The following is a 14,631-nucleotide window of genomic DNA, read 5'->3' on the forward strand; positions in this document are numbered from 1 at the left end:
ATCGGTGGCAGCAAAAAAAGGGACAATGGGCAGCCTTGCCCATTCGTCCCATTTTTTTCTGCACACCCATGAACCAGCCGCCGGCATTCAAACGCGCCCCCCGACCTGAAGGCAAAGGCGAAGCCGCTGCGCCCAGTGGCACTTCGCGCCTGAACAAGCGCATGGCCGAGCTGCGGATGTGTTCGCGCCGCGAAGCCGACGCCTGGATCGAACAAGGCTGGGTCCAAGTCAACGGTCTGCCCGCCAGCATGGGCCAACAAGTCACGCTGTCGGACCGCATCACCATCGACAAAGCGGCCGAGCAGCAGCAAGACCGCCAAGTGACTATTCTTTTGCACAAGCCCATGGGCTATGTGAGCGGCCAAGCCGAAGACGGACACGAGCCCGCCATCACCCTGATCAACCCACGCAGCCATTGGGGCGGTGACCCTTCCAAACTGCGCTTCACCCCGCCCCACCTGCGCGGCTTGGCGCCGGCTGGGCGCCTGGACATTGACTCCACCGGTTTGCTGGTGCTGACCCAAGACGGCCGGGTGGCGCGTCAGCTGATCGGTGAAGACTCGGAAATGGAAAAGGAATACCTGGTGCGCGTGGCCTACACCGGCCACGAGAACACCGCGGCGGCCGCGGCCGCCTCAGCCACTTATGGCGGCAAGGCCAATCAGCTCACCGCGATTGGCGATTTCGACCGCGTCAGCGCCAACGTGCAAGGCGTCTTCCCGGCCGCCCAACTGCAACGCCTGCGCCATGGCCTGAGCTTGGACGGCAAGCCCCTCAAGCCCGCCAAGGTCGACTGGCAAAATCCCGAGCAGCTGCGCTTTGTGCTGACCGAAGGCAAAAAACGCCAGATCCGCCGCATGTGCGAGCAAGTCGGCCTGAAAGTGGTCGGCCTCAAACGCATCCGCATGGGCGGTGTGCAGCTGGGGCAGATGCCTGCAGGGACGTGGCGCTACTTGGGCCCGAACGAATCTTTTTGACCTCTTGAAATTCACACACAACGCCCCAAGCTGTGGGGCGTTCTTGTTTTCCGATCTTTTTAACTGTTGAACCGCTATGAGCAAACAAACCCATGCCTTTCAGGCCGAAGTCGCGCAACTGCTGCACCTGGTCACCCATTCGCTGTATTCCAACCAAGAGATTTTCCTGCGCGAGCTGATCTCCAACGCGTCTGACGCTTGCGACAAGCTGCGCTTTGAAGCGCTGAACAACAACGCCCTGTACGAAGATGCGCCCGAGTTGCAAGTGCGCTTGTCGTTCGACAAAGCGGCCAAAACCTTGACCATCACCGACAACGGCATCGGCATGACGGCGCAAGAAGCCATTGACCACCTGGGCACGATTGCCAAGAGCGGCACCAAGGATTTCATGAGCAAGCTCAGCGGCGACCAGAAGTCGGACGCGCAGCTGATCGGCCAGTTCGGCGTCGGCTTTTATTCGGGCTTCATCGTGGCCGACAAAATCACTGTCGAAACCCGCCGCGCTGGCGCTGCAGCCGCCGAAGGCGTGCGCTGGATCAGCGGCGGCACGGGCGACTTTGAGGTCGAGACCCTCACCCGCGCCGAACGCGGCACCAGCGTGGTCTTGCACCTGCGCGAAGAAGCGCTGGACTACGCCAACACCTGGAAGTTGAAAGAAATCGTCGGCAAATACTCCGACCACATCAGCCTGCCCATCTTGATGGAAAAGGAAGAGTGGAAAGACGGCGAGCTGATCGAGCCCAACAACGAAGAAGGCGGTCGCCAACCCGGCGGCATGGTCAAGACCGGCGAATGGGAAACCATCAACAAAGCCAGCGCCTTGTGGACCCGCCCCAAGAAAGACATCACCGACGAGCAGTACGCTGATTTTTACAAGCAGATCAGCCGCGACTTTGACGCCCCGCTGACCTGGACCCACAACCGCGTGGAAGGCAGCACCGAGTACACCCAGCTGCTCTACATCCCCGCCAAGGCCCCGCAAGACCTGTGGAACCGCGACAAGAAGGCGGGCATCAAGCTGTACGTCAAGCGTGTGTTCATCATGGACGAAGCCGAAGCGCTGATGCCCAGCTACCTGCGTTTTGTGAAAGGCGTGGTGGACTCGGCCGACCTGCCGCTGAATGTGAGCCGTGAACTGCTGCAAGAAAGCCGCGATGTCAAAGCCATCCGTGAAGGCTGCACCAAGCGCGTGCTGTCGATGCTGGAAGATCTGGCCAAGCACGACAAGGCGCCTGAGAGCACGGACGGTGTGACGGACGTCCTGAGTGACGAGGACAAATCCAAACTGGGCCAGTACACCCGGTTCTACGGCGAGTTTGGTGCGGTGCTGAAAGAAGGCCTGGGCGAAGACTTCAGCAACAAGGACCGCTTGTCCAAGCTGCTGCGTTTTGCGTCATCGACCCATGACAGCGTGAGCGTGAGCTTTGCCGACTACAAAGCCCGCATGAAGGACGGCCAGGACGCGATTTACTACATCACCGCCGACACCCTGGCCGCCGCCAAGAACAGTCCACAGCTCGAAGTCTTCAAGAAAAAAGGCATCGAAGTGCTGCTGATGACCGACCGTGTGGACGAGTGGGCGCTGAACTTTGTGCACGAATTTGACGGCACGCCGCTGCAAAGCGTGGCCAAGGGCGCGTTTGACCTGGGCAAGCTCCAAGACGAAGAAGAAAAGAAAGCCGCCGAAGACGCCGCCGAAACCTTCAAGCCCGTGTTGGCCAAGCTGAAAGAAGCACTCAAGGACAAAGCCGAAGACGTGCGTGTGACCAGCCGCCTGGTGGACAGCCCCGCCTGCCTGGTGGTGACCGACGACGGCATGAGCATGCAACTGGCCCGCATGCTCAAACAAGCCGGGCAGCAAGCGCCTGAAGTCAAGCCCGTGCTCGAAGTCAACCCCGAGCATGCGCTGGTCAAAAAACTCGACGGCTCGGTCCACTTCCACGACCTGGCCCACATCCTGTTTGACCAGGCCCTGCTGGCCGAAGGCGGCCTGCCCGCTGACCCTGCGGCTTATGTGAAGCGGGTGAATGCGCTGCTGAGCTGATCGTTTTTTGCGCAACGAAACGCCCTGCCAGACAGCTGTCTGGCGGGGCTTTTTTGTGGGTCATGCGACGGTTACAGCAATGGCCTGGCCGAGAGCTTTCACGCCATCAAAGGCGCATCCTGCATTTGCTCCACCTGCTCTTGCAGCATCAACACCTGCCCGCGCCAATAGTCGGGCGTGCCAAACCACGGAAAGTTGACCGGGAATATCGGGTCTTCCCAGCGCCGGGCCAGCCAGGCGCTGTAATGGATCAGGCGCAGCGTGCGCAGCGGCTCGATCAGGTTCAACTCGGCCCGGTCAAAGTCGCGCACCTGCTCATAACCGTCGAGCAAAGCCGACAGCTGCTGCGTGCGCTGGGCCCGATCGCCAGACAGCAGCATCCACAGATCTTGCACGGCCGGGCCCATGCGGGCGTCGTCCAGGTCCACAAAGTGCGGGCCACCGCCGGGCAGCTCGGCAGGTGTCCACAAGATATTGCCCGGGTGGCAGTCGCCATGCAGGCGGATCAAGCGGCGTTCTGACGCAGCTTCTGCCATTTTTTCTTGCACCAAGGCCAGCGCCGCAGCAAAGGCCTCGCGCCATTCACGCTCGACCTCCAGCGGAATCATTTGGTGAGTTTGCAACCACTCGGCGGGCTCCTGCGCAAAGCTTGGCACATCGAGTGTGGGCCGGTGCACAAAAGGCCGGGCTGCGCCCACGGTGTGGATGCGGGCCAGAAAACGGCCAATCCACTCCAGCACCTCAAAATCATCCAGCTCAGGCGTGCGGCCGCCGCGCAGGGGGCTGACCGAAAAATCAAACCCGGCACTTTGGTGCAGGGTCTGACCGTTGAGCACCATCGGTGGCACCACAGGCACTTCGGCCGCCAGCAGCTCGGCGGCAAAGTCGTGTTCTTCCTGAATTTGTGCTCGGCGCCAACGGCCTGGCCGGTAGAACTTGAGCACCACCGCAGCACTGCCTTGCACCGGCTCGTCCAAGTGAGCGCGGTAGACGCGGTTTTCATAAGAGCTGAGCGCCAGCAAGCGGCCATCGGGCCACAGGCCCAGTTCCTGCAGGGCGTCCATCACCCGGTCGGGGGTGAGTTCGGCGTAGGGGTGGAGTGCGTTCGAATCGGTCATGCGCCGATTGTGGGGCCACCAGATGGGTGAAAATGCCATATGCCTCAGCCACCACGCCGCTTCCATCGCCTGATCCGCCAAGGTCTGATCTACTCCCTGTTGCTGGCGTTGGCCATTCTGGGGCTGGGTGGTCTGGGCTTTTGGCTGATTGACCCGAGTATCCAGAGCTTCGCTGACGGACTGTGGTTGGCCTTCACCACCGCAGCCACCGTTGGCTTTGGCGACGTGGTGCCTTCCACCCAAGCCTCACGCGCCTTTTCAGTGGTCGTGGTGCTGCTGGGGCTGGCCGTGCTGTCGCTCGTCACGGCCTCACTGTCGGCCATCTTTGTCGAAAAGGAAGTGGAAGACGAAGGGCGCCAAATCGAAAAAGACTTGATGCAGGAAATCGGTCTGCTGCGTCAAGAAGTGGCCGAATTGCGCCGTGAGATTCAAGCCCGTGACACTTCGCAACAGGCCCCCACGCCGAGTGGGTTGAACATCACTGGCCCGTGAATCGGGCGGCGCGTTTTTCCACAAATGAGCGCACGCCTTCGGCCGCGTCTTCGCTGCGCGACAAGCGCTGCTGCACGGACAAAAAGTCTTGCATCGCCACCACTGGGCCGTGCTCCACCGCTTTGAGCACGTTCTGCCGCGTGGCCACCACCGCCAGCGGGGCTTGCGCGGCAATCAACTCGGCAATGCGCATGGCCTCGTCCAACAGCCCCGCGGCAGGCAGCACTTTTTGCACAAAGTTCAGGCGCAAGGCTTCGGCACTGTCAAAGACATCGGCCGTGAGCAAATGCAAGAGCGCATTGCCCGAACCCGCGCGCTCGGCCATGCGCAGCGTGGCGCCGCCCGTGGCCATGATGCCGCGCTGCACCTCCAGCTGCGAAAACCGGCAGTCGTCGGCCGCCACCACAATATCGGCCGCCAACATCAGCTCAATGCCCAGCGTGTAAGTGATGCCCTGCACCGCCACCACCATCGGCTTGACGCGGCGGCGGTAGCCCTCCATGCCCAAATTCAGTGGATCGACCAAGCCCAGCGGCACGGCCTTTTCGCCACGCTGCATCAGGGGCGCGATGGTGGGCAAATCCAGCCCGGCGGTGAAATGGTCGCCCGCCGCCCACAACACCCCCACGCGCAGCGCCGGGTCGTCGTCGAGCCGGGTGTACGCCTCGCCCAACTCGCGGAACATCTTGGGCGTGAAGCCATTGCGCTTGGCCGGGCGGTTGATGCCAATTTGCAGGACTGCACCGTGCACGGTGCAATCGATCTGGCCTTCGGGGTGGGGCGTGGTTTGCATCTCAGTACGTGTAAACGCCCTGGCCGGTCTTGCGGCCCAAGCGACCTGCAGCCACCATTTCTTTGAGCAGCGGGCTGGGGCGGTATTTGCTGTCGCCAAATTCCTTGAGGTAGACCTCCATCACAGCCAGGCACACGTCCAAGCCAATCATGTCGGCCAGCGCCAGCGGGCCAATGGGCTGGTTGCAGCCCAGCTTCATGCCGGCGTCGATGGCTTCTGCCTCAGCCAATCCCTCGCCCAGCACAAAGAAGGCTTCGTTGATCATGGGCACCAAGATGCGGTTGACCACAAAACCGGGGGCGTTCTTCACGGTGATCGGCGTCTTGCCCAGTGCCAGCGCCATGTCGTGCACCGCGTCGTGGGTGGCATCGCTGGTCTGCAAGCCACGGATGATTTCGACCAGCGCCATCATGGGCACAGGGTTGAAGAAGTGCATGCCAATAAAACGGTCCGCACGCTGCGTGGCGGCGGCCAGTTGGGTGATCGAGATCGACGAGGTGTTGGACGCGATGATCACGCTGGGCGCCAGCAGACCGTCCAGCTGCTTGAGGATCTTGACTTTCAGCTCATGGTTTTCGGTGGCGGCTTCGATCACCAACTGCGCACCTTGGAGGTCGTCGTAACTGCTCGAACCCTGGATGCGGGCCAGCGCAGCCACTTTATCGGCTTCGCTGATCTTTTCTTTGTTGACCAAGCGGTCCAGGCTTTTGGTCACATTGGCCAAGCCCTTGGCCACGGCTTCGTCCGAGATGTCGACCATCACCACCTGGATGCCCGACACCGCACACGCCTGTGCGATGCCATTGCCCATGGTGCCTGCGCCAATGATGCCTACGGTCTGGATGCTCATGTTTTCATTCCTTCGAAATCGGTGTGGTAACTCAAAACGAGGATCTTAACGGGCCCAGATCTGGCCACCGCCTCAGAACCGACGCTGCGCCTCCAGACCCACCAAGAGCTTGCGGCCCAGACCAGGTTCAAAGAAACGGTTGTTGCCATCGTTCACGATGACCGAGCCCAAATGACGGCGGTCGGTCAGGTTGTCCAACCGAACGAATTCACGGAGCGTCCAATCGCCCCGGTCTTGCTTGAAGTGCAAGCCCAGATTGAACAGGGTGTGGCCCACCGCTGAATCGCTGTTCAGGTCATTCACCATGACTCGGCCCACATGCCGTGTTTCAAAAACGACCCGACTGCCCGCCCAGCCCGTGTCCCAAGCGGCTTGCACAAACACCTGCTGCATGGGCAAGCCGGGGATGCGCTGGCCTGCAGGCACTTGCACCTGTGGATTGACATTGGGGCAACCCGTGGTGGTACAGGTCATGAAGGCGTCCAGGTATTCAGCCTGCATCCAAGTGAGTGCGGAAACCAAGCTGATCGGACCATAACGCCAATCGCCAGACAGCTCGAGACCTTGGCGCTGCGTGCGTCCTGCGTTTTGGAAAGTGGTGCGGCCACCCGTGTTGTTCTGGACAACGATCTCGTCATTGGTGCGGATATCAAAGGCGGTGGCGTTCCAGCGAAAGCGCTCGGCGCGACCACGCAAGCCCAGCTCGGCGCTGGTGCTGCGGGCGGCATTGAGCTGCGCATTGAAACCCGAAACCCCACCACTGCGGTAAGCCACCTCGTTGAGGGTCGGAATTTCATAACCTTTGCCCACGCTGGCAAAGGCCTGCACCGCAGGCGTCCACTGCCAGCGCATGCCGACAACTGGCAAAGTGGCCTGAAAAGTCTTGCGACCACTGTCGTCCGCGTTGCCTGTCCCAACGAAGCGGTCTGAAGACTCGTATTCAGTGCGCGTTTGGCGCACGCCGCCCATGAGCGTCAGGTCTTTGGAACGCCATTCTGCTTGGACATAAGGGTCCAGCGTACTGGCACGGTTGACCTCATCGCGCCGCAGCTTTCCTTGAACACCCAGGGTGCTGCCGATGAAGTTTTCATAGCCTTTGCGTTGGTCACTTTGGTGGTCTGAAGCCAAACCCGCGCTGACCGACAAACGGCCGCCTTGCCAATCGCCTTCATGGCGCCAACGGGCATTCCAGCCCCAATAGTCGCGGTCCAGATCGATCACGCCACCGGAGCTGCCAGGAGGCACTTGGGCACCTGTTGCGATGGATTGGTACTGCACCACTTGTCGCTGGCCTCCGTAGCCCATCAACTCCAATTTGTGGCCGCCGCCAAGGGCCTGCTCAAAGGCCAAACCCAATTGGGTTTGGGCCACAGACTTGCGGGTGTTGAAGTTGATCGCCGACGCGGTGGTTTGCATCGGATTGGCATTCAACTCTGCACGGCTCAAACCCTGCGGGTCCAATGCAAAACTGCTGTGTTGGTTGAGCACCAACACCGTTCGCCCGCCCTCATGCGGACGCGAAAGTTTGAGGTTGGCGTTGGTTCGGTCGGCCTCCGACTGTGGCCTTGCACCGTCGGTGGCAAAACGGCTCACATCCAAGGCATACGACCAACCCGGCTCTTTGGGGGCGCCGGTTTTGCCCGTCGCCTGAGTGGACACCCTCAACAAGCCATCGGACCCCGCGACCACACCCGAGCGCCATTGCGCCGGGTGCTGCCCCTCTTCGGTGTACAGCAGCAAAGCGCCCCCCGATGAAGCGCCATACAGCGCCGCCATCGGGCCACGCACCACCTCGATGCGATCAGCACCACCCAATGGGAAATTGGCCACCTGCCCCGAACCATCGGGGGCACTGGCGGGGATGCCGTCCACAAACAAGCGCACGCCGCGCACCCCAAAAGTGGCCCGCGCCCCATAGCCCCGCACCGAAATTTGCAGGTCTTGGGCATAGTTTTGGCGGTTGCGGATCACCAAGCCCGGCACCCCGGCCAAGCCCTCTGACAAATTGATCTGGGCCTGCCCATCGCGCAGCGATTCACCATCGACCACATCAATGGACGCTGCGCCACGCCACACACCACCAGACCGTTCGCCCGTCACCACCACGGGCGACAGGGCGCCCGGGTCTGCAGCGGCCGGAGCCAATTCAATCTGGGCGTGGGCATGCCATGCGCAACAGACAAGAGCCGCCAAAGCCACGGGCTGGCGGACAAAACGGATGGGATCGTTCACGGGCAAGGCTTTCTGGGAAGGGCGTGAAAAACGCCAAAGCAAAGAGGGCAAAACAATTTGATGATTTTTATACAAGCCCACCGCATGGGTGGACACATAGACGACAGTGAGACGCCCCACACGCCTTCAACCAGTCACACGCGGCCAGATCCATCACAGGATTTCGGCCATGAACTTGGCAACACCCAAAATCTGAGTGAATCAACTCCTGAACCGCTTCCTGGTGAGCGCCAGCGCCACCCAAAACGACACCCCCGCAAAACCCGCCAACACCAGCACCAGGCGCACAGGCTCGTCAGGCCAGCGGTCCAAGAACATCGGGCGCACCAGGTCCACCGCCACCGACAGCGGTAACCAGTCGGCGATCACGCGCACAAAGCTGGGCAGTTGCTCTCGCGGGAAAAAGATGCCCGAGAGGAACATCATGGGTGTGAGGAACAGGGTGAAGTAGTAGGTGAAGAAGTCATAACCTTTGGCCAGCGCGTTGAAGATCAAGGCCATGCAGCTGAAGGTGATGCCCACGCCCAGCAGCACCGGCCAGGCCACCAGCAGCTTCCAGCTGTGGCTGATGCCCAGCGCCATCATCACCAGCAAGATGGCCGTGACACTGAACAGCGCCTTGAAGGCCGCCCAGAGCATTTCGGCCAGCACCACATCGTCCAGACGGACCGGCGCGTTCATGATGCCGTCCCAGGTTTTTTGCACATGCATGCGCGAAAACGCCGAGTACAGCGCCTCAAAGGTGGCTGCGTTCATGGCGCTCATGCAAATGCTGCCACTGGCCAAAAACAAAATGTAGGGCACTTTTTCGCCGCCCATCTCGATCTGCCCGACCAGCGAACCGAGGCCGTAGCCAAAGGCCACCAGCCACATGAGCGGCTCGGCGATGTTGCCCACCAGGCTGGGGATGGCCAGCTTTTTCCAGACCAGCCAGTTGCGCAAAAACACAGGCCACCAGCGCATCGACAAGCGGGGTGCGGCCCAGATGTTGTTTTGAATTTGGCTCATGGCTCAACCTTCCTCGCGGATCTGGCGTCCGGTCAATTTCAGGAACAGGTCTTCCAAGTTGGAAGGTCGGTGCAAGGTGCGCAGAGCGGGCCAAGCCTGCAGCGCGTTCATCAAAGCCCGGCTGTCTTGGGTGTAGAAGAAAACGGTTTCGCCGCTGACCTCAACACGGCCAGACAAAGCTTTCAGATTCGGCTCTTGCGCCAGCGCCACCGCGCCTTGGCCAAACACCTCGATCACCTCAGGCTCCAAGTGCTGCGCAATCAAATCACGCGGCTTGCCCTCGGCGATCTTGCGGCCTTGGTCCAGCACCAAGAGGCGTCCACACAGGCGCTCTGCCTCGTCCATGAAGTGGGTGGTGAGCAAGATGGATTTGCCTTCTTGCAGCAACACCTGCAAGCGCTCCCACATCAGGTGGCGCGCCTGCGGATCCAGGCCCGTGGTGGGCTCGTCCAGCATCAAGAGCTGCGGGTGGTTGATGAGGGCGCGCGACAAACTCAAGCGCCGCTTCATGCCGCCCGACAATTCGCCCGGTTTGGCTTTGGCTTTATGGCTGAGGGCACCAAATTCGAGCAGTTGCGGAATGCGCTCGCGGATCACCGCATCGGGCAGGCCAAAGTAGCGGCCAAACACCAGCAGGTTTTCTTCGGCGGTGAAGTCGGGGTCCAGCGTGTCCATTTGCGCCACCACACCCAAGCGTGCCTTGATGGCCAGGGCGTCGCGCGGCATTTGCAAACCGTCGAAATAACGGATTTCACCGCCATCAGGCTGCGACAAGCCCAAGCACATGCGCAGCGTGGTGGTTTTGCCTGCGCCGTTGGGACCGATCACGCCCAGGCACTCGCCGGGCTCGATGTGAAAAGACAGGTCATTGACCACCGTGGCATCGCCGTAGCGTTTGACCAGATGTTCGACCGAAAGCAATGGGGTATTCATGCCGGAATTGTGCCTGTGGCCGCTTGCCCGAGCGCCGTGACGGGTGACCGATAAAATCACGACCTTGTCTTGAACCGCCCCAGCGGCACTCTCATGTCCCCTTCTTTTTCTGACCGCCTGGCGGTTTTGCCGCAATACCTGATCCCCAAACAAGCCCTGACCGCCTTTGCGGGCTGGGTCGCGGGCAGCCAATGGGGCAGCGCCACCACCGGCATCATCAACTGGTTTGTCAAGCGTTACAACGTGAACATGGCGGAGGCCGCCAACCCCGACACGGCCAGCTACAAGAGCTTCAACGAATTTTTCACCCGCCCGCTCAAGGCCAGCGCACGCCCCTTGGCCACTGCGGCATTTGTCTGCCCGGTGGACGGGGCCATCAGCCAATGCGGTGCAATTGCAGGCGACCAAGTGTTTCAGGCCAAAGGCCACGGCTACAGCACCCGCGCCTTGGTCGGAGGCGACGCGGCGCTGGCGGCACAGTTTCAGGATGGTGAATTTGCCACGCTGTACCTGAGCCCGCGTGACTACCACCGCATCCACATGCCCTGTGCAGGGCGCTTGACACGCATGATTCATGTGCCGGGCGATTTATTCTCAGTCAATCCGACCACGGCCCGTGGCGTCCCGGGCCTGTTTGCCCGCAACGAGCGGGTGGTGTGTGTGTTTGAAGGCGCGCAAGGCCCGTTTGTGATGGTGCTGGTGGGTGCCACCATTGTGGGCAGCATGGCCACGGTGTGGCACGGCGTGGTCAACCCGCCGCGCCCCGGCACGGTGCGTGAATGGACTTACGAGATGGGCAGCATCGCCTTGGCGCAGGGCGAAGAAATGGGCCGATTCTTGCTCGGCTCCACCGTGGTGATGCTGTTCCCCAAAGGCGTGATGCAGTTCAACCCCGACTGGACACCGACCCGCCCCATCGTGATGGGCGAGGGCATGGGACAGGAAATAGGCTAAGCCAGGGCCGCTGGCCCATTTCAAGCTTGCGTCACTTTGAGCGCCAGGACCAGATCGGCCCACGCTTTGGCCTTGTCAGCCGGTGCGCGCAGCAAAGTGGTCGGGTGGTAAGTCACCACCACAGGCACCCCTTGGAATTCGTGCACAGTGCCCCGCAGTTTGCCCATGGGCTCGGTGCTGCCCAAGAGGCTCTGGATGGCAAAACGGCCCATGGCCAAAATCACTTTGGGCTTGGCCAGTGCCACTTGGCGTGACAAATAGCCGGCACACACGGCCAACTCGGTGGCTTCGGGGTTGCGCCCGGCAGGCGGGCGACATTTGACAGCGCAGGTCAGGTAGGCCTCGGCCGAAGCCGCTTGGCCTTCCACAGGCGGCAGACCTTGGCGACGCACGCCCACGGCTTTGAGCATGTTGTCGAGCAACACCCCCTCTGGCCCCGTGAATGGCAAGCCCTGTTGATCGTCTTCTGGCGAGGGCAAATCGCCCACCACCAGCCAGTCGGCTGCTGCTGCAGCAGCGCCCCACACCGGATTCAGGCGTGCACCGCTCAAAGCACAAGACTGACAAGATTGGACCGCCGCCTGCAGACTGCCCCAGTCCATGTGGGGCACGCCCAGAGGCAAGGGCTTGGATGCCACGGCGGGCGGTGCTGCGGTCGCAGCCCTCTGCTCGCGTGCTGCAACGCTGGCCACTGGCGGCTGAGGCTTGGGCTGAGTGATCGGCGAAACAGCGGTCGCCTGAATCCGCGACGAGGCCAGGGCTGGCTCGGCTTGAACCGACGGGTGGGCGGTTTGCGGCCACCACACACGCACGCCCATTTCGGCCAGCATGGCGCGTTGGCGGTCGTCCAGATCGAATCGGGTGGGGTCACTCATGTTGGGGCTCACAGTTTCAAACTCATCACCACGGCATGTTCACGGTGCAGTCGTCCCGCAGGATAGTAATCCTTGCGGATGCTGATCTGCTTAAAGCCATAGCGCTCGTACACCTGCAAGGCCCGTTGATTGCTCTGACGTACCTCCAGCCACAGCCATTGGGAGCCCTGATGGCGCGACCACAGCGACAAGGCGTCCAGCATCATGTGCCCCCAGCCCTGCCCTTGGTGCGCAGGCGCCACGGTGATGTTGAGCAAGTGCATTTCTTCAAAGCCGCGCATGGCCAAAAAGTAGCCCAGCAACTGGCCGTCCAGCCACAGGCACTGGGCTTCAAACAGCGGGTTGAGGGAGTCCCGAAAATTACCCAGCGTCCAAGGGTGGCTGTAGGCGGTTTGCTCAATGGCAATGACCGCGTCCAGATCGTTCGGTGTCATGGGGGCCAAAGTGACGCGGTTGCGCGTTTCCTCGGTTGGCCGATGACGGCTCAAAGCCTTGTCGACGTTCAGGCCCGGACTCATGACGGTGCAGCGGCTTGGCCTTGATGGGCTTGCAAAGCCAACGCCTTCAGGGCTTCACGCTCTGCGGTGGTGTTGGCGACCTTGTCGCGGATGTAGAGCGGCATGGCCTGCTCAGCGGGAACGGCCAGTCCCTGCGCCCACAAAGCAGGCGCCAGGCGCAGCAAAGCCGAAGCGGTGGGCAAAGCCTCGAAACGTGGGACATGGGCCCATGCACAGGGCAAGCGCTCGCCATAAGCCACAAAGGCATTGCCCGCCAAGCACAGCGATGTGCCCACTTGCGGCACTTGAACTTTTTCGGGGGCCGACACTTGCAGGGGCGAGGCTTCGCGCCATTGGCCTTGGTGATGCTCAGGCACCTGCTGCCAGGTGTAAGCGGCGCTGTACACCTCGTCCATGCGGGCGTCCAGCAGCGCCAGCACGGTCAAGCCACTCAACACGGCTTGAGATTCAGAACTGGACTCGCCAGCACCCGCTTGCAAGCGAACCCAGCGCGCCTCTTCGGCCACCGCCATCAAGGTGTCAACGGGCAACACCGGCACATCGGCGCCAAAGGCCAAACCCTGGGCCACAGCACAGGCGGTGCGCAAACCCGTGAACGAGCCTGGTCCCCGGCCAAACACAATGGCATCCAGAGATGCCAACGGCATATCGGCCTCCGCCAGCATGGCCAAAACCGCGGGGATCAAGCCGCTCGAGGCCTGTGCGCCTCCGGGCAAAGTTTGCGTCCAAACCTGGTCTCCGCGTGCCACGCCCAAAGACAACACATCGGTGCTGGTGTCAAACGCCAGCCAGCGCCCCTCAGGTGCTGCGTTCATGGCTTGTCTCCGGCCTGCGCTGCTGAAGGCATTGGCGTCGAAGTGGACAAGGGCGCAGGCACCATTTCAGACTTTTTGGCTTGCCGTACACCGAACAAAATGCCGCCGGTCACCAGCGCCAGCCCTGCGAGCAAATTCCAGTGCATGGGCTCACCCAAAAACCACACCGCTCCCAAAGCCGACAAGCCCGGCACCAACGCCGTGATCATGGTCGAGCGCACTGGCCCATAGTGACGCACCATTTGAGTGAAGGTGATGCCCGAGATGACCACCGAGCCCACGCCTTGAAACACCGCCTGGAACAAAATTTCTGACCAAGGCGCTTGGTGCAACTGCGTGGGCAAGATGGACAAGCCCACCAGCAAGGCAAACAAGGGCACAAAACAAACAAAGGCAAAGGCGGTGATGGCCATGGTGGCCCGCACCGCATCAAAACCATGGCGGCGCACCAACACGCTGTAACTGGCCCAACACATGGCAGCTGTCATGAACAACAAGTCGCCTTTCCACACCTCGCCACCGTCAAAAGCCATCAGCAAACTCGCCCCACCCACCAGCACATCGCCCAGCACGATGAAACTCAAACCAACAGCACGACTGGTGGCCACCTTTTCACGCAAAAAAAGCCAGGCCAACAAAGTGGTCCACAAAGGCAAACTGCCGGGCATGAGCACAGAGGCATGCGAAGCCGGGGCATAGAAAAAACCGGTGTAAGCCAAGATGGCGTACAGGAACCCACCCAAAAACCCTGTTTGCACCGTTTGACGCAGAGGCAGGGGCGACAGGCCCCACAGTGAGCCCACGGGCTGTCCCGCCTGACGGGCTGGACGCATCAGCCACCAGGCCCAAGGCAATAACACGGCACTGGCCCCCAAAATACGGGCCAAGGCGATGTCCAGGGGCAACAAACCCCGCGATGCAGACGCGCGTGCAATGACAATGAAGCCAGTCCAGATGAGCACCGTGATGACCGCCGAAACCAGGCCCACGGTTTTTGAAGACAATCGCATGGCCCGAATCAT

At 61.3% G+C, this 14,631-nt stretch carries 14 protein-coding genes; 4 read left to right on the plus strand and 10 right to left on the minus strand.

Annotation, left to right across the window (positions count from 1 at the left end):
* Positions 1-68: 68 nt before the first annotated feature.
* Positions 69-977, plus strand: a complete 909-nt coding sequence (locus B472_RS08235) for a pseudouridine synthase (RefSeq protein WP_019426742.1) — start codon at positions 69-71, stop codon at positions 975-977.
* 76 nt (positions 978-1,053) lie between these two features.
* Positions 1,054-3,021 carry a molecular chaperone HtpG gene (gene htpG / locus B472_RS08240; protein ID WP_019426743.1) on the plus strand — a complete coding sequence of 656 codons (1,968 nt, stop codon included), beginning with the start codon at positions 1,054-1,056 and terminating at the stop codon, positions 3,019-3,021.
* A gap of 98 nt (positions 3,022-3,119) precedes the next feature.
* Here htpG and B472_RS08245 read toward each other — a convergent pair whose 3' ends face one another.
* Positions 3,120-4,139 carry a serine/threonine protein kinase gene (locus B472_RS08245; protein ID WP_019426744.1) on the minus strand — a complete coding sequence of 340 codons (1,020 nt, stop codon included), beginning with the start codon at positions 4,137-4,139 and terminating at the stop codon, positions 3,120-3,122.
* Between the two features lie 39 nt (positions 4,140-4,178).
* Here B472_RS08245 and B472_RS08250 point away from each other — a divergent pair, with 39 nt between their 5' ends.
* The gene (locus B472_RS08250; protein ID WP_019426745.1) at positions 4,179-4,631 is read left to right on the plus strand and encodes a potassium channel family protein; all 453 of its coding nucleotides are present in this window, start codon (positions 4,179-4,181) and stop codon (positions 4,629-4,631) included.
* Here B472_RS08250 and B472_RS08255 read toward each other — a convergent pair.
* The 5 genes from B472_RS08255 to B472_RS08275 form a co-directional block, all read right to left on the minus strand.
* Entirely contained in the window at positions 4,618-5,424 is an 807-nt protein-coding gene (locus B472_RS08255) for a crotonase/enoyl-CoA hydratase family protein (RefSeq protein ID WP_019426746.1), read from the minus strand. The genes B472_RS08250 and B472_RS08255 overlap by 14 nt on opposite strands.
* Before the next feature lies 1 nt (position 5,425).
* Positions 5,426-6,274, minus strand: a complete 849-nt coding sequence (locus tag B472_RS08260) for a 3-hydroxybutyryl-CoA dehydrogenase (protein WP_019426747.1) — start codon at positions 6,272-6,274, stop codon at positions 5,426-5,428.
* A gap of 72 nt (positions 6,275-6,346) precedes the next feature.
* Positions 6,347-8,506: a TonB-dependent receptor gene (locus B472_RS08265; RefSeq protein WP_238147413.1), complete on the minus strand. Its 2,160-nt coding sequence runs from the start codon at positions 8,504-8,506 to the stop codon at positions 6,347-6,349.
* 201 nt (positions 8,507-8,707) lie between these two features.
* Positions 8,708-9,514, minus strand: coding sequence for an ABC transporter permease (locus tag B472_RS08270; protein WP_019426749.1), 807 nt, complete (start codon positions 9,512-9,514; stop codon positions 8,708-8,710).
* A 3-nt stretch (positions 9,515-9,517) separates the two neighbouring features.
* Complete coding sequence (locus tag B472_RS08275) at positions 9,518-10,447, minus strand: ATP-binding cassette domain-containing protein (RefSeq protein ID WP_019426750.1); 930 nt, start codon at positions 10,445-10,447, stop codon at positions 9,518-9,520.
* A gap of 93 nt (positions 10,448-10,540) precedes the next feature.
* On the opposite strand from B472_RS08275, the gene asd reads away from it, so the two are divergent.
* Positions 10,541-11,401 (plus strand): archaetidylserine decarboxylase, encoded by an 861-nt coding sequence (gene asd / locus B472_RS08280; protein ID WP_019426751.1) that lies wholly within the window; start codon positions 10,541-10,543, stop codon positions 11,399-11,401.
* A gap of 20 nt (positions 11,402-11,421) precedes the next feature.
* Here the strand turns inward: asd and B472_RS08285 are convergent, their stop codons facing one another.
* The 4 genes from B472_RS08285 to B472_RS08300 are packed head-to-tail and all read right to left on the minus strand — an operon-like array spanning position 11,422 to position 14,619.
* A complete protein-coding gene (locus B472_RS08285) occupies positions 11,422-12,276 on the minus strand; it encodes a uracil-DNA glycosylase family protein (protein WP_019426752.1) in 855 nt (284 codons plus the stop codon).
* An 8-nt stretch (positions 12,277-12,284) separates the two neighbouring features.
* The gene (rimI, locus tag B472_RS08290) at positions 12,285-12,794 is read right to left on the minus strand and encodes a ribosomal protein S18-alanine N-acetyltransferase (RefSeq protein WP_019426753.1); all 510 of its coding nucleotides are present in this window, start codon (positions 12,792-12,794) and stop codon (positions 12,285-12,287) included.
* On the minus strand, positions 12,791-13,609 hold the full coding sequence (gene tsaB / locus B472_RS08295; RefSeq protein WP_019426754.1) for a tRNA (adenosine(37)-N6)-threonylcarbamoyltransferase complex dimerization subunit type 1 TsaB: 819 nt from the start codon (positions 13,607-13,609) through the stop codon (positions 12,791-12,793). Before tsaB ends, rimI begins: the two co-directional genes overlap by 4 nt.
* Positions 13,606-14,619 (minus strand): DMT family transporter, encoded by a 1,014-nt coding sequence (locus B472_RS08300; protein ID WP_116798639.1) that lies wholly within the window; start codon positions 14,617-14,619, stop codon positions 13,606-13,608. The genes tsaB and B472_RS08300 overlap by 4 nt, the downstream gene beginning before the upstream one ends.
* Positions 14,620-14,631 lie beyond the last annotated feature (12 nt).

The organism is Limnohabitans sp. Rim28, assembly GCF_000293865.2.
Classification (GTDB): domain Bacteria; phylum Pseudomonadota; class Gammaproteobacteria; order Burkholderiales; family Burkholderiaceae_C; genus Limnohabitans_A.

Coding starts and splice junctions, on each gene's coding strand:
- asd (WP_019426751.1), top strand. CDS start 10,541: ATGTCCCCTTCTTTTTCTGACCGCCTGGCGGTTTTGCCGCAATACCTG.
- B472_RS08275 (WP_019426750.1), bottom strand. CDS start 10,447: ATGAATACCCCATTGCTTTCGGTCGAACATCTGGTCAAACGCTACGGC.
- B472_RS08255 (WP_019426746.1), bottom strand. CDS start 5,424: ATGCAAACCACGCCCCACCCCGAAGGCCAGATCGATTGCACCGTGCAC.
- B472_RS08235 (WP_019426742.1), top strand. CDS start 69: ATGAACCAGCCGCCGGCATTCAAACGCGCCCCCCGACCTGAAGGCAAA.
- rimI (WP_019426753.1), bottom strand. CDS start 12,794: ATGAGTCCGGGCCTGAACGTCGACAAGGCTTTGAGCCGTCATCGGCCA.
- htpG (WP_019426743.1), top strand. CDS start 1,054: ATGAGCAAACAAACCCATGCCTTTCAGGCCGAAGTCGCGCAACTGCTG.
- B472_RS08250 (WP_019426745.1), top strand. CDS start 4,179: ATGCCTCAGCCACCACGCCGCTTCCATCGCCTGATCCGCCAAGGTCTG.
- tsaB (WP_019426754.1), bottom strand. CDS start 13,609: ATGAACGCAGCACCTGAGGGGCGCTGGCTGGCGTTTGACACCAGCACC.
- B472_RS08270 (WP_019426749.1), bottom strand. CDS start 9,514: ATGAGCCAAATTCAAAACAACATCTGGGCCGCACCCCGCTTGTCGATG.
- B472_RS08285 (WP_019426752.1), bottom strand. CDS start 12,276: ATGAGTGACCCCACCCGATTCGATCTGGACGACCGCCAACGCGCCATG.
- B472_RS08260 (WP_019426747.1), bottom strand. CDS start 6,274: ATGAGCATCCAGACCGTAGGCATCATTGGCGCAGGCACCATGGGCAAT.
- B472_RS08245 (WP_019426744.1), bottom strand. CDS start 4,139: ATGACCGATTCGAACGCACTCCACCCCTACGCCGAACTCACCCCCGAC.
- B472_RS08300 (WP_116798639.1), bottom strand. CDS start 14,619: ATGCGATTGTCTTCAAAAACCGTGGGCCTGGTTTCGGCGGTCATCACG.